This window comes from Paenibacillus plantiphilus (assembly GCF_927798095.1).
GTDB lineage: Bacteria > Bacillota > Bacilli > Paenibacillales > Paenibacillaceae > Paenibacillus_Z > Paenibacillus_Z plantiphilus.
In genome coordinates this window covers 50,530-65,249 of record NZ_CAKMMF010000032.1, presented here as the reverse complement: position 1 = coordinate 65,249, position 14,720 = coordinate 50,530, and the positions used below count along the sequence as shown (strand labels likewise).

Annotated in this window: 10 protein-coding genes; 8 read left to right on the top strand and 2 right to left on the bottom strand. The window is 49.2% G+C overall.

Going from position 1 to position 14,720, the window contains the following annotated elements; translation table 11 throughout:
* Window positions 1-319 precede the first annotated feature (319 nt).
* The gene (locus L6H65_RS22335; protein ID WP_236345038.1) at window positions 320-3,991 is read right to left on the bottom strand and encodes a DNA polymerase III subunit alpha; all 3,672 of its coding nucleotides are present in this window, start codon (window positions 3,989-3,991) and stop codon (window positions 320-322) included.
* A 134-nt stretch (window positions 3,992-4,125) separates the two neighbouring features.
* Here L6H65_RS22335 and L6H65_RS22330 point away from each other — a divergent pair, with 134 nt between their 5' ends.
* The 3 genes from L6H65_RS22330 to L6H65_RS22320 all read left to right on the top strand — a co-directional run bounded on the left by L6H65_RS22330 (window position 4,126) and on the right by L6H65_RS22320 (window position 5,361).
* Entirely contained in the window at window positions 4,126-4,452 is a 327-nt protein-coding gene (locus L6H65_RS22330; protein ID WP_236345030.1) for a YtrH family sporulation protein, read from the top strand.
* Window positions 4,453-4,455: 3 nt separating this feature from the next.
* A complete protein-coding gene (locus tag L6H65_RS22325) occupies window positions 4,456-4,968 on the top strand; it encodes a sporulation membrane protein YtrI (RefSeq protein WP_236345029.1) in 513 nt (170 codons plus the stop codon).
* Between the two features lie 96 nt (window positions 4,969-5,064).
* Complete coding sequence (locus L6H65_RS22320) at window positions 5,065-5,361, top strand: YtpI family protein (RefSeq protein WP_236345028.1); 297 nt, start codon at window positions 5,065-5,067, stop codon at window positions 5,359-5,361.
* 13 nt (window positions 5,362-5,374) lie between these two features.
* On the opposite strand, the gene L6H65_RS22315 is transcribed toward L6H65_RS22320, so the two are convergent.
* Window positions 5,375-6,721, bottom strand: a complete 1,347-nt coding sequence (locus L6H65_RS22315; protein WP_236345027.1) for a DRTGG domain-containing protein — start codon at window positions 6,719-6,721, stop codon at window positions 5,375-5,377.
* A gap of 164 nt (window positions 6,722-6,885) precedes the next feature.
* Here L6H65_RS22315 and L6H65_RS22310 point away from each other — a divergent pair, with 164 nt between their 5' ends.
* The 5 genes from L6H65_RS22310 (at window position 6,886) to L6H65_RS22290 (ending at window position 14,715) form a co-directional block, all read left to right on the top strand.
* Complete coding sequence (locus L6H65_RS22310; RefSeq protein WP_236345026.1) at window positions 6,886-8,250, top strand: sensor histidine kinase; 1,365 nt, start codon at window positions 6,886-6,888, stop codon at window positions 8,248-8,250.
* Window positions 8,251-8,452: 202 nt separating this feature from the next.
* Window positions 8,453-9,814 carry a sensor histidine kinase gene (locus tag L6H65_RS22305; protein ID WP_236345025.1) on the top strand — a complete coding sequence of 454 codons (1,362 nt, stop codon included), beginning with the start codon at window positions 8,453-8,455 and terminating at the stop codon, window positions 9,812-9,814.
* 237 nt (window positions 9,815-10,051) lie between these two features.
* Complete coding sequence (locus L6H65_RS22300) at window positions 10,052-11,416, top strand: sensor histidine kinase (protein WP_236345024.1); 1,365 nt, start codon at window positions 10,052-10,054, stop codon at window positions 11,414-11,416.
* 181 nt (window positions 11,417-11,597) lie between these two features.
* Window positions 11,598-12,959 (top strand): sensor histidine kinase, encoded by a 1,362-nt coding sequence (locus L6H65_RS22295; RefSeq protein ID WP_236345023.1) that lies wholly within the window; start codon window positions 11,598-11,600, stop codon window positions 12,957-12,959.
* Window positions 12,960-13,347: 388 nt separating this feature from the next.
* Window positions 13,348-14,715, top strand: coding sequence for a YheC/YheD family endospore coat-associated protein (locus L6H65_RS22290; RefSeq protein ID WP_236345021.1), 1,368 nt, complete (start codon window positions 13,348-13,350; stop codon window positions 14,713-14,715).
* The last annotated feature ends 5 nt before the right edge of the window (window positions 14,716-14,720 follow it).

Genomic DNA, 14,720 nt, shown 5'->3' with positions numbered 1-14,720 from the left:
TTCGTCATCTGTTAGAAGGTTTTTCAGGCTTACAGCGCATCTCACTGCTTTTTTCTGTGTTGTAACGCGGAAATTCCTGCTTACAGCGACAGCTCCAAGTGGTTTTTCGGAGCTTCGTCATCTGTTAGAAGGTTTTTCAGGCTTACAGCGCATCTCACTGCTTTTTTCTGTGTTGTAACGCGGAAATTCCTGCTTACAGCGACAGCTCCAAGTGGTTTTTCGGCGCTTCGTCATCAATGACTGGTTTGACTTTCTCAAAGGACGATTGTTGCAATTCAACTTTCCGAAGCGTTACTTCTGCAGGCTGCTCCGACATGCTTTACTTTACAACAGCTGAGCCTTTGCCAAGCAAGCTCTCGATTTGCGCGATAAGATGAGGCGAGGGCTTCACCCGATAAGTGTCGTTTAGCACCACGGTTTGCTGCTTGTTCTCATAAAATAGAACGGTTTCAAGAGGACCTGCGCTCCCAGCTAGCAGTGATTTCAACTGCTTCAGCGTGTCAGGCTCCTCCCGTCCGACAGCTATCTTGATGTAAACCCGCTGCTGCTTCTGCTGTGGCGCTTGGCGGAAGGAAGCTTCGCTCCCCCTGCCTGCAACCGACTGCGGTGCTCCCGCTGGCCTTGCTTCTGCAGGCGTGCCCCCAGCCTCCGCTGGCGCTACCACGCCTCGCGCCGCTCCCGCCGCCGCCGCGTGCGCGCCCCGCCGCATTTGCGGCTGCCCTGCGGCCGCAGCCGGCGCTTCCGCCCGCGCGCGCGACTGCTCCAGCCGCCGGACCTCTCCCGCAAGGTCGCGGTCCGAGCGGCCAAGCGGGACGACGTCCTCGACCAGCAGCTTGTAGTCGTCGTCCTGATGCTGCACCTTCGCCAGAATAATGGCGAGGCTGCCTTGCTCCAACAGCTGCGCGTGCCGCTTCCACAGGGTGGGGAAAGCGACCGCTTCGACGCGCATGATGCGATCCTCGATCTCTAGGAACGCCATCGCCTGCCCCTTGCGCGTCGTGAAGGGCTTGAGCGATACGACCATGCCGGCGACCATGGCAAGGCTGCCCTCCGGTGCTTCGCCAAGCTCGACCAGCCGATCCAGCGGCAGCTCCGAAAGTGTATCCGCATAGTCATCCAGCGGATGGCCGGACAGATACAGCCCCAGCAATTCCCGCTCCAGCGCCAGCAGCTGCCCCGTAGTGAACGGCTTCACATCCGGCAGAGCAACATCCCAGTTCTGCACCTCGTCAAAGCCGAACATCTCGATCTGCAGCTCCTCGCGCTCCTTCCGCCACTTCAACGCTGCCTCTACGGTTTCTTCAACGACAGCGACCAGCTGCGCGCGATGCTCAGCCAGTGTATCGCAAGCCCCCGCTTGAACGAGCGATTCCAGCACCCGCTTGTTCACAACCCGCAGATCAACGCGGCGGCACAGATCCAGCAAGCTGTCGAATGGCCGTTCCACGCGCTCCTTCAGCAGCGATTCGATCGCCTGTGCGCCGACATTCTTAATCGACGCAAGGCCAAATCGTACAGCACCGCCTACTGGCGTGAACGTCACATCGCTTTCATTCACATCCGGCGGAAGCACGTCAATGCCCATGCGACGGCATTCATCCACGAATTCGGCTGTCTTCCGCTGATTGCCCGTCACCGAAGCCAGCATCGACGCCATGAACGGCACGGGATGATTCGCCTTCAGCCATGCCGTCTGAAAGGCAAGCACGCCATAAGCGGCGGCATGGGCGCGCGGGAAGCCGTAATCCGCAAACCGTACGATCATATCGTATACGTAATTAGCTTCATCCTCCGAATAGCCCTGCCCCAAACTTCCCTTCACAAAATGTGCCCGCTGCTCATCGAGCACCTCGCGTTTCTTCTTGGAAACCGCTCGTCGCAGCAGATCCGCTTCGCCAAGCGAGAAGCCCGCCATTGCAGAAGCTATTTGCATAATCTGCTCCTGGTATACGATAATCCCGTAAGTATCGGACAGAATCGGCTCCAGAGACGGATGCGGATATTCAACCTTCACGACACCGTGCTTGCCCTGAATATACTTGGGGATAAACTCCATCGGACCCGGACGATACAGCGCCACGACCGAGACAATATCTTCAAACTGCGTAGGCTTCAGCTCCCGCAGCACCCGCCGCACACCGGCGGACTCCAACTGAAAAATCCCCGTTGTCTCTCCGCGAGTCAGCATCTCGTAGGTTAACGGATCATCGTCGGCAATCTGGCGAAAATCGATTGTGATGCCATGCTGCCGCTTCACCCAGTCCAGCGTCCGCTCCAGAATCGAGAGCGTTCGCAATCCCAGAAAATCCATCTTAAGCAGTCCGACAGCTTCCAGATGCTCCATAGAATACTGCGTTAGAGGCGTCCCCTCCGTCCCCTCTTGCAGCGGAACATAGTGGGTCAACGGCTCCCCTGAAATGACAACGCCTGCGGCATGCGTCGATGCGTGGCGCGGCATGCCCTCCACCTTCAACGCCATCCTCAGCATCTCGTCTGTGCGCGGCTGGCGCTGACAGGCGTCACGCAGCTCCGAGCTCGCTTTCAGCGCTTCCTCCAGCGTAATGCCAGGCTGGTGTGGAATAAGCTTTGCCGCCTTGTCCACCTCTCCGAAAGGGACTGCGAGCGCTCTGCCCACATCCCGTACGGCAGCCTTGGCGGCCATTGTTCCGAACGTAATAATCTGGGCGACATGCTCATCACCGTATTTGGTCGATACATATTCAATAACCTCATCGCGGCGCTCGTCATTGAAATCAATATCGATATCCGGCATCGAGATCCGCTCTGGATTAAGGAACCGCTCGAACAAAAGCTTATATTTGATCGGATCAACATCAGTAATTCGCAGCGTGTAAGCAACCAGACTGCCAGCAGACGATCCCCGTCCAGGACCTGTGCGAATGCCTTGCTCATGGGCATATCGAATAAAATCCCATACGATGAGAAAATAATCGCTGAACCCCATGCTTTCAATGACAGAAAGCTCATACTCCAAGCGCTGAATCGCTTTATCCTTGAAGGCTGCGTCCTCTGTCCATTGGCTGCTCCCGGCATAACGGCTCTCCAAACCTTCACGGCATAGCGCCGCCAAATAAGAAGCCGAGGTCATTTCACCGGGAATTGGTCGAAAAGAAGGGAGCATCGCTCTCCCGAACGTCAGCTCCAGCTCGCATTTGGACGCAATCTCCGCCGTCCGCGCCACCGCCTCCGGCACATGCTCGAATAAGCGTTCCATCTCCTCTGCGCTTTTCAAATACAGCTGATCTGTCGCCATTCTGAAGCGGCCCTCATCCTCAACCGTCTTGCCCGTCCCAATACAGATCAGCACATCTTGAACGGCTGCATCAGCAGGCTGCAAATAATGGGCATCATTCGTCGCCACCAGCGGAATCCCCGTCTCACGGGACAGCTCTATCATCGCCTTCATAACCTTCTTCTGCTCCAGCAATCCATGGTCCTGAAGCTCCAGATAGAAGTGCTCGCCGAATATCTCCTGGTAGCGATAAGCCGCCTTCCGCGCCTCCTCCATCCGGTCATGCAGCAGATGCTGCGATATTTCACCGCCAAGGCAGGAGCTTAAACAGATCAGGCCTTCCCCATGCGCTGCCAGCGATTCCATATCAATTCGCGGCTTATAATGAAAGCCTTCCAAATGCCCGATTGAGCACAGCTTCATCAGGTTCCGATAACCCGTTTCATTGCGGGCGAGCAATATTAGATGGTAGGTTGGATTATCCTTGCGGGCGCCTTTCTCAAACCGGGAGCCCGTCGTCAAATAAGCCTCACAGCCAATAATTGGCTTGATGCCCCGTTCACGACATGCTTTATAGAATGGAATGGCGCCATACATGACACCGTGATCCGTCAAGGCCAGCGCCTTCATGCCAAGCTCCGCCGCACGGGCAACCAGATCGCGGATACGAACTGCGCCGTCGAGCAGACTGTATTCACTATGAACGTGCAAATGTACGAAATTGCCGCCGCCGCTCACCACTACACATTCCTTCTTTCAATCGAACGATCATTTTTACTAGTTTATCATATTGACACCCTGCAAGCCCATACAATGAGATAAGGAAGGGACAAGAGTTCCTCAAAAAGAATGTACAGGGGGTGCGCCGCCAAATGGATTCCTTCATGCAAAAAGCGGCAATCGACTTCTTCATCGCATTCGGGGTCGTCTTCGGCGGCTCTATGCTCGCAGGCATCGGTTCAGTCTTCGTGCTGACTCCCCCTGCTGTCATCATGCTGGATACTGCATCCAGACTCAAAATATGGGCGATTGTCGCTGCTGTCGGCGGCACAATCGATCCGCTGCGGGTCATCGAGAGCAACATGCTGGAGGGCCATCTTCATCCCGTCGCCCTGCAGCTCGGATATATTGCTTGTGCTTTTCTAGGCGCTCATATGGGTACGGAGCTCATTCGCTGGTTCTGCAAAGGGGCGGTCTAAGCAATGAGAATACCGCCTTTCGAACGTTATGCTTCCTTCACCCAAACGGTTGCGATTCTGCTCGTTGGAGCCATCTTCGGAGCCATTGCTTATCATGCGGTTTATCTGATGAATTTCAATGCGCTCAGAACCATCAATTCCGAGCTGGAGGACAAGCTTGCTGACTACGAGGATCGCATACACAAATTAACGCAATATAGAAACCAGCATTCCATCGTTCAAACCGTGCTGCCCATTTTGCTAGAAACGAGAGAGAACGGCGTTGTCAAGAAGAAGGTCGACGAACTGACTAAAGCGGAATTGAAACGGAGATTAAAGAAGGATCTGGACGTTTTCATCGGCACCAGCATCTATGATATCGACTCCAATGCGGAGCTGGCCCGCCTTCTGCTGAACAAAAAGATATATTCTGCTGCCAGCAAGGAATACACAGTAGAAATCAAAACCATGCTTATTGTGGACAATGTGCTGCGCGTATGGTTCAAAGCCAGGCTGTATGAACGCCCTCCCGGTTGACCGAAACAGCGTTCTTCCCCTCGCACTTCGCCAATTGCCTGTCTTTCTGATACAATAATGACGTTAAACGAATTCAAAGGAGCTGCGCATTCAATTATGGAAATTGCCTTGCATTGGGTTATTATTATCGGAATTTGCATGACCTCTCTGCTGTCCGTATTTTTCAGCATCAAAGCGCGTCGCCAGTCCGACAGCCGGCTGCGCGGCTTGAACACTGCCCGGCTCAACATGAGTATGGGCGTCATGCTGGTGTTTATCGCTTTATTCTTTATGCTAGCCTATACCGGCTCTACAATAAAAGTTATTATCGGTACGCTGCTCCTGATTATGGGGTTGTTCAATCTGTTCGCTGGACTGCGCAATCATAGCGTTTACAATGCAATGAAGCGATAATCGGCACAATTGTTTAGAAAGGATCAATCAGTTGCGCCGTCAGCATCGCTTTGGCGGCCAGCCCGCTTTGATCCTCCACTTCAACTTCGAGCTTCACATTTTTGCGGCTCATCTCCAGCAGTCTGGGCTTAATCGATACGATGCTGTCCAGTTGGACCGGCCGCACAAAATAGGTCGTCATGCTCTCGATTACAAGATCACGCTTGCCCAGCTCCCGCACAAGACCATGTACAGCTTGCGTCATTAGTGTAACAAGAACGCCCTCGGATATGGTTCCGAGCGAGCCGGACATCTGCGGCGTGATCCGCCCCCGGTATATCCACTCTCCCCCAGGCTCACTGCCCAGCTTCTCAAATCCAGCTCTTATCAGATCATCAAATGTATCACCAGACTCCAGCTGCCTGCCCGTGTAACGCATTGCCTCCAGCACCTCGCTGCGGCTAAGCGCCGCGAGCAGCTTCCGATTCTTGTCAACGATCGGCAGCAGGTCAATTCCTTCTGCTGCCATCGTAAGCGCTGCGGATGCAATAGGAATGTTCGGCGCTGCCGTTATCGGATGACGGGACATCAGCTTGTCCACCAGTTGGGAGGGCGATGCGCCCTCAGCATCCTTCGCCGTCATCATGCCTACTACCCTGCGCCGGTCATCCAGCACCGGAAACCGGGAACCTCCTGTCCGGCCTGACTGTTCATGGAACTGAGCGGCTGTCTCGCCAAGCCGCATTGTCTCTACAGGACGGCTGTATGTAACGATATCCTCCACCAGAACAATCTTCTGCTTGATTAATCGATCGAACATCGCCCGGTTAATCATCGAGGCGACCGTAAACGTATCATGCTTGGAAGAGATAATCGGCAAGCCATGGGCATCCGCCAGCTTCATCACCTCATCACTCGTCCCAAAGCCGCCTGTTATAAGAACCCCCGCTCCTTGCTCTATCGCGCATTGGTGAGCCTTCTCGCGGTTACCGATAATAAGCAGACTTCCCGCATCAATATAACGGACCATCGCATCAAGCTCCATCGCGCCGATGACGAATTTGTGAAGCGTCTTGTCGAGGCCTGCTGCGCCTCCGAATAACTGGCCTTCGACAATATCCGCAACCTCGGCGAAGGTCAGCCGATCCAGCGAGCCTCTCTTCTTCCTGTCGATCCGTACAGTTCCGATCCGCTCCTTCGTACTGACCAGCCCTAGAGATTCTGCTTCTTTAATGGCTTTATAGGCCGTTCCTTCACTGACACCGAGCTCTTCCGCCATCGTTCTGACTGATATTTTTGCGCCGATCTCAAGCTTGCCTATATATAACATGAGCCGCTCATGCTTCGTTGGAGAGTCAAACCCTTGCAAGCCTTTAGTCATCCATGTATCCTCCAATTATATACATTTATCACTTTACATATTTCCATTTTAGCAGAAAGGAAGTAAATTAGAGAGTAGCGATAAATACATACCTCACACATCACATCAGCCACTCGCCTGTCTTCCAGCAGCAAGTAGTGCTGTTAACCTGAAGGGGCTTCCCAATGATGACATTACCACCGGATTATATTTCAAATACGTTGCAATTTTTGTTCATTATGTGTATTCCGCAATCTTTGACTGGAATCTGGTTCAGCTTCGTAAGTCTGAAACTCTTGCCGGATCGCTACGTCAAACGAATGATCATTTACAGCATCATACAATCCGTATATGTGGCCGTTCTCTTCTTCATCGTTCCATCCTGGGTTCATATATTGAATTCACTGCTCTCTCCTTTTCTTTTTCTGACACTCGTTTTCCCGGAAATTAGAATGAAGAATAAATTTTTTGTCATTCTTTTCATGACGGCCATCTCTGCCTGCTTTGATTTGATCTACGCCTATTTCGCCATTCTTCTCGGCGGGTATGAGCAAATCCTTTACAATTCGATTCTGTTCAAAATAGTGCTGTTCTGGCCAGGTTTTCTTGCCATCGCCTTCCTGACGGCATTCATGCTTAGGAAGAAAATCCATTTTGCTCGCGAGCTGCGCGCATTTACGATCCATGTTCGATCGGGACCCTACCTCATGCTGCTATCACTTGTGTTAGTGCAAGTCGTCCTATTCATGATCTTCTTCTCTCATGTTTTTATTAAACCGCTTCATGCTCAAACATTGCAGATCATGATCATCACCTCGATTATGCTCTTTATCTGCATCACCATCAAAATTATGCAGATCATCGCTTGCTCGCGCATCGAGGGCATGTACCAGTCTCAGGATACCTATATCAGAGATTTGACGCATATGTTCGCTTCCATCCGCGGCCAGCGGCACGACTTTGCCAATCATGTTCAGGTCATGTATTCCATGCTCGCGCTCAAGAAATATGAACAGCTTCAAACCTATATGGAAGAAGTCGTCAATGAAATTCAATCGACGAACGTGGCTATCGTCGATCTTCCATCTCCAGCGCTGGCTGCGCTCGTTCAAGCAAAGGCCGCCATTGCTGCAGAGAAGAATATCCAGTTCGACTATCTGATTCATACGACATCCTTGACCTTCAACTCCGTCACCTGCATCGATCTCGTGCGAATAATCGGCAATCTTGTCGATAATGCCTTCGATGAAGTAGTCAAGCTGCCAGAAGCCGAACGCGGCGTGCATCTGGAAATGTTCGTACACAACAACGAGCTGTATATAACCGTCATTAATCGAGGGAATCAGCTCTCCACCCATATGATCGCTCAAATTTTTCAGCCCGGCTATACAACAAAGTCAAATGGGCATTTGGGCCTTGGACTTGCCAACGTGCTTGAACGCGTCCGCAGCTACAACGGCAAAGTGTCCGTTGAATCGGATATGGAGCGCGGTGTCGTCTTCACAATTAAAATTCCGGAAACAAGCAGCGCTCAAGCTAAATTTGCTTAACAATAAGGCTGTCCGCTCATCATAATCGATGACGGACAGCCTTTTATTTGCTCTTCGAATGTCTATTTTTAGCTGCATTATATATTTCTATTACGCCATAAAACTAGTAAAGTTAGTGAATAGACATACATATATACATAAAACAGCAGCTCTTGCCAGTCATTTCGCAAGGGAATTGTTGGCCAAAAGGGGCTTTAAAAGCATGACTTTACCGCCAGACTACCTTTCGAACTTGCTGCAATTAATTTTTATAGTAACGATTCCACAGACATTAATAGGTCTTTGGTTCAGCTTCGTTTGTCTAGGATTTTTCCCCGAGCGCCTAGCAAGGCGTATCGTAATTTGCGGTATTGTCCACTCCATTTATGTCGACATTCCTTTTTTTCTCATCCCTACATGGGCACATATAATTAATTTCATTCTTTCGTTATACTTGTTGGTTTCACTTATTTTCCCGGAACTAAGGCCGAAAATAAAAATATTAGTTATTGTCTTTGTTATTATCCTAGCGATCATATTCGAGCTATTCTACGGTCTTGTTGCCCAATTTTTCGGTGGTCATGATGCCGTTATCGATCAATTTGTTGCCTTCAAGCTGCTGCTTTTTTGGCCGGGAATTGGGGTTTTCGCGCTCATAACAGGGTTCATGCAATGGAAAAAACTCCATATCGCACAACAGCTTCGCCATTTTATTATTCATGTTCGATCCATGCCATACTTCATGCTCTTTCTACTCGTTATTGTGCAGGTTTTTCTATTTATTATTTTTTCTTCCCACATATTCGTTAGACCACTTCATATTCTAACGTTGCAGGTTACGTTCATCCTCTCAATCGTGCTCTTCATCTATATGACGATCAAGATCATGCAGATCATCGCTTCAGCTCGTGTCGAGGGCATCTATCAATCTCAGGATACATATATCAATGACTTGACACGCATGTTCGCGTCTATACGTGGACAGCGGCATGATTTTGCCAACCATGTTCAGGTCATGTATTCGATGCTCACGCTCAAGAAGCACGATCAGCTTCGAACGTACATGGAAGAAGTCGTCAAGGAGATTCAGTCCATGAATGTAGCCGCCGTCGAGCTTCCCTCTCCCGCTTTGGCTGCGCTCGTTCAGGCGAAGGTCGCGATCGCGACGGAGAAGAAAATCCGTTTCGACTATCTTGTTCATACAACATCCTTAACCTTCAGCTCTGTTACAAGCATCGATCTCGTGCGAATCATTGGCAATCTTGTCGATAACGCCTTCGATGAAGTGGTCAAGCTGCCCGAATCCGAGCGGGAGGTTCATCTGGAGATGTATGTCCATAACAATGATCTCTATATAACCGTAATGAATACGGGCAAACAGCTGACGGATGAAGAGATAGAGCAGATTTTCAATCCCGGCTACACCACCAAAGCCGATGGACACACCGGACTTGGCTTGGCCAATGTGCTTGAGCGCGTCCACAGCTACAATGGTCAAATTTCCGTCGATTCTGACATTGATCACGGGATTATATTTACGATCAAGATACCGAATTCCAAGCATTCGAGAACGAAGTTCGCTTAACGAATAGAACGAGATAAAGAACAACAGTGCTTAGCAGGGGAAATGATTCTGGTGAAGCGTCAGCGCTCGCAAGAACTTTCCTTGCGCTGCACACGTCTGTTCATTTCAAACGTTCAACTTATATTATAACGATATTAAAGATAGCCTTGTAATTATAGATAGCCAAGTAATTATAGATAAAGCTGAATCTCTACTCAGAAGTACTGCAGAAGAATCATTAATCAACGGGGGCTTGGAATGATGACTTTACCGCCAGACTATCTTTCGAACACGCTGCGATTAATTTTCATATTATCTATACCGCAGGCTGTACTTGGACTATGGCTTGGCTTCGTTTGCATGGGGGTTCTCCCTGAACGGTTGGCTAAACGCATCCTGATCCTCGCTATAGCGCATTCCGTTTATGTCGACATCTTTTATTTTCTTATACATATATGGGCGAATTTTATTAATGCCGTTCTTTCGATGTATCTGTTGATTTCACTTATTTTCCCAGAGTTGAAATCCAAAATAAAAATTTTGTTAATCTTCTTTTATTTGATCTTTGCCATTATTTTCGAAATGATTTATGGTCTTATTGTCCAGTTTTCCGGCGGTAATGATACGCTTACTACTGTTTCGGTTTTGTGGCAGATTGTATTATTTGCACCGATATTCGGCTTGATGGCGCTCATAATAGGATTCATGCATTGGAAAAAAATCCATCTCGCGCAGCAGCTGCGCCAATTTATTATTCACGTTCGGTCTAAGCCGTACTTTATGCTCCTTCTACTCGTTATCTTGCAGTTATCTCTATTCATGATCTTTTTCTCTAATGTTTTCTTTAGAACGCATGCTATTCTAACGATACAAATTACTTTCGTCCTATCCATTATGCTCTTTATCTTCATGACGATTAAAATCATCCAGATCATCGCTCATGCTCGCGTCGAAGGCATCTATCAATCCCAAGAAGCATATCTTGGTGATTTAAATAAAATGTTTGCGTCTATACGCGGACAGCGGCATGATTTTGCCAACCATGTTCAAGTTATGTATTCTATGCTCGCACTCAAAAAGTACGACCAGCTTCGAACGTACATGGAGGAAGTTGTAAAGGAAATTCAGTCCATGAATGTAGCCGTTGTTGAGCTCCCCTCTCCTGCGTTGGCTGCTCTTGTGCAGGCGAAGGCCGCGATTGCCATGGAGAAGAAAATCCGTTTCGACTATCTTGTTCATACGGCATCCTTAACCTTCAGCGCTGTCACAAGTATCGATCTTGTGCGAATTATTGGCAATCTTGTCGATAACGCCTTCGATGAGGTGACCAAGCTGCCCGAATCCGAGCGGGAGGTTCATCTGGAGATGTATATCCACAACAGTGATCTCTACATAACTGTAGCGAATACAGGAAAACAGCTGAAGGATGAAGAGATTGAACAGATGTTCAATCCCGGCTACACCACCAAAGCCGAAGGCCATACAGGACTGGGCTTGGCCAATGTGCTTGAGCGCGTCCATAGCTACAATGGTCACGTATCTGTCGATTCAGACATTGATCGCCGTGTCGTGTTTACGATCAAAATACCGAATTCCGAGCTAGCGAAATCGAAGCTCGCCTAACCTGGAAGCTGTCCTTTCTTCATTACTGATGACAGGACAGCCTTAAATTTGTTCTTCGATGGTCATTTCTATTTTGATGCAAAACTAGTAAAGTTAGAGATAAACATTTGATCATATATAAAACAACATCTCTTTCCAGTAATGCTGCAGGAGAACTGTTGGTTAAAAGGGGCTTCACTGTATGACTTTACCACCAGACTATCTTTCGAACACGCTGCAATTAATTTTTATTGTGTCCATTCCGCAGGCAATCATTGGCCTGTGGTTTAGCTTCGTATGTTTAGGCTTTTTCCCCGAACGCTTCGCAAGGCGCATCGTAATTTGCGGCATCCTGCACGCCGTCTATATTGATATCCCTTATTTTCTAATACCGCCTTGGATTCATATATTTAATGTCCTTCTTTCGATATACGTATTGATTTCGCTTATTTTTCCAGAATTGAAACCAAAAATAAAATTATTAGTTATTCTTTTTCTTATGCTCCTTTCGACGGTTTTTGAAATGATTTACGGTCTCATCGCCCAATTTTTCGGTGGTTATGATACTGTTCTGAATCAAATTGTCGCCTTCAAACTGCTTCTCTTTTGGCCCGGGTTCGCCATTATTGCGCTCGCAACCGGTATCATGCATTGGAAAAAAATCCATATTGCACAACAAATTCGCCGGTTTATAATTCATGTTCGGTCTATGCCGTACTTTATGCTTCTTCTGCTTGTTGCCGTTCAGATTTTTCTATTTATGACTATATCTTCACATATATTCATTAAACCGCTTCAACTTATTACAATGCAAGTTATAGTTATACTCTCGATCATGCTCTTCATCTATATGACGATTAAGATTATGCGTATCATTGCTTCCGCACGTATTGAAGGTATCTATCAATCTCAGGACACGTACATTAACGATTTGACACGCATGTTCGCGTCTATACGCGGACAGCGGCATGATTTTGCCAACCATGTTCAAGTTATGTATTCTATGCTCGCACTCAAAAAGTACGACCAGCTTCGAACGTACATGGAGGAAGTCGTAAAGGAAATTCAGTCCATGAATGTAGCCGTCGTCGAGCTCCCCTCTCCCGCCCTGGCTGCGCTTGTGCAGGCCAAGGCCGCGATTGCGATGGAGAAGAAGATCCGCTTCGACTATCTTGTTCATACGGCATCCTTAACCTTCAGCGCTGTCACAAGCATTGATCTGGTACGAATCATTGGCAATCTTGTCGATAACGCCTTCGATGAGGTGAGCAAGCTGCCCGAATCCGAGCGGGAGGTTCATCTGGAGATGTATATCCATAACAGTGATCTCTACATAACTGTAGCGAATACAGGTAAACAGCTGACGGATGAAGAGATTGAACAGATGTTCAATCCCGGCTACACCACCAAAGCCGATGGCCATACAGGACTCGGCTTAGCCAATGTCCTTGAGCGCGTCCATAGCTACAATGGTCACGTATCTGTCGATTCAGATATCGATCGCGGTGTCGTGTTTACGATCAGAATACCGAATTCCAAGCTAGCGAAATCGAAGCTCGCTTAACCTGGAGGCTGTCCGTTCTTCATCACTGATGACCGGACAGCTTCTCCTATGATAGCGGACAATCAATGCGCATAACGCAATAGCATGCCGCACGATTGGATTCCTGCCCAAATATTGTCTCCTTATGCTCGCTCGCCGCTAAGGAGGAGCAATGCTGGGCAGCCCTTCCACAAATGCAGCGCCGTCAACGTCTGCGGCTATTTAGCCCCTTTCGAATTCCTTTGCTAAACCTCGGATTTTCCAGCCTATTCCCCCATTCCTTTTGTGAATTCTGCAAGGAAGGCCAATCACCAAGGTATAGATGTCCTCATATGATGAATTAATTCGTGTAAAACTTACAGACCGCTCGCTTTACGTCGTCATCCTCCAGCTTGGAAGGAGATCCGCGATGCTGAAATCGAAAGTCGCCGTACAGGTGATCAGCTCCGGCGTCTTGCCGGATGATGCGATCATGCTCGGCGAAGCTTATCTGAAACAATGGATGATCCCTCATGGACAGCCGATAACGATTAAATTCGGCGCATTCAGACACCCCGTCAAAGTGATACCGGTGGAGCGCTTCGACGGATTGCGCATCGGGCAAAGTCTAGCTAGGAAAATGGGCATCTATGTCAGTACGTCGTTGCGTATTCAATATCGCAGCACGACCTCCACGCTTGCGCTAGGTCCTCTCATCGGGGTGCTTGTAAGCCGCGACGATCCAAGCGTGCCCAATCGGCCATTCGGCTCCATTACATTGTTCTGCAAGGAGCTCGTCGATGCATGTGCCGCACAAGGCGCTCATGTATATTTCTTCACACCGAACCAGATTGTCGGCAATTACAACAGCATCGAAGGCTGGATCTACTCGGACGGCTGGCGCAAAACGGCTGTGCCTGCCCCCGACGTGGTCAATAATCGGCTTACAACACGCAAATTAGAGAACAAACCCGACGTACAGCATTTTATGAAAGAAGTCAAAATCCGCCATAACACAGCTGTATTCAATGAAAAGTTTCTGGATAAACCCGAGGTTTTTGAGGCGCTTCATAAAGATTCGACGATCGTGAAATATTTGCCGGAATCTCATGTGCTTCGGAATTACACGATGCTCAAGGCGATGTGCTCCAGGTATCCTGTCGTCTTCCTCAAGCCGGTTCGCGGAAGTCTCGGCAAAGGAATTATCCGTATTTCCAGACTTGATCGCGAGACGTTTCAAGCCATGTATGCGACAGTCGGCGGTACGCGAAGGCAGCAATTCTCCAGCTTGCTCAAGCTGTTCTCTTCCATCTCCGGCAAGATGAAGACGGTCCGTTATCAGATTCAACAGGGCTTGCATCTGATCGATATTCACGGCAGACCGGTTGACTTCAGAGCCCTCGTTCAAAAGAATGAAACTGGCAAATGGACGATAACCTCCATCGTTGCCCGAACAGCAGGCAGTCATCACTTCGTATCCAACCTTGCGCGCGGCGGGACACTCAGCACGGTTCGAGAGGCTGTTGCGAAGTCTTGCTTAACTGCCGCTCAGGGGCAGGATGCTTCTGCTCGATTGCAGCGCGCTGCTCTTGAAATTGCCAAAGGGATCGATACGAATATCCCCGCTCATTTCGGTGAGCTTGGAATCGATCTCGCGCTAGACACCAATGGCCGGGTATGGCTGCTGGAAGTGAACTCCAAGCCCTCCAAGAACGACAATACGCCTCTGCAGGATCAGAAGATTCGGCCGTCTGTCCGCAATATGATCCGTTATGCCAGACATTTGGCTGATTTTTGAACCTT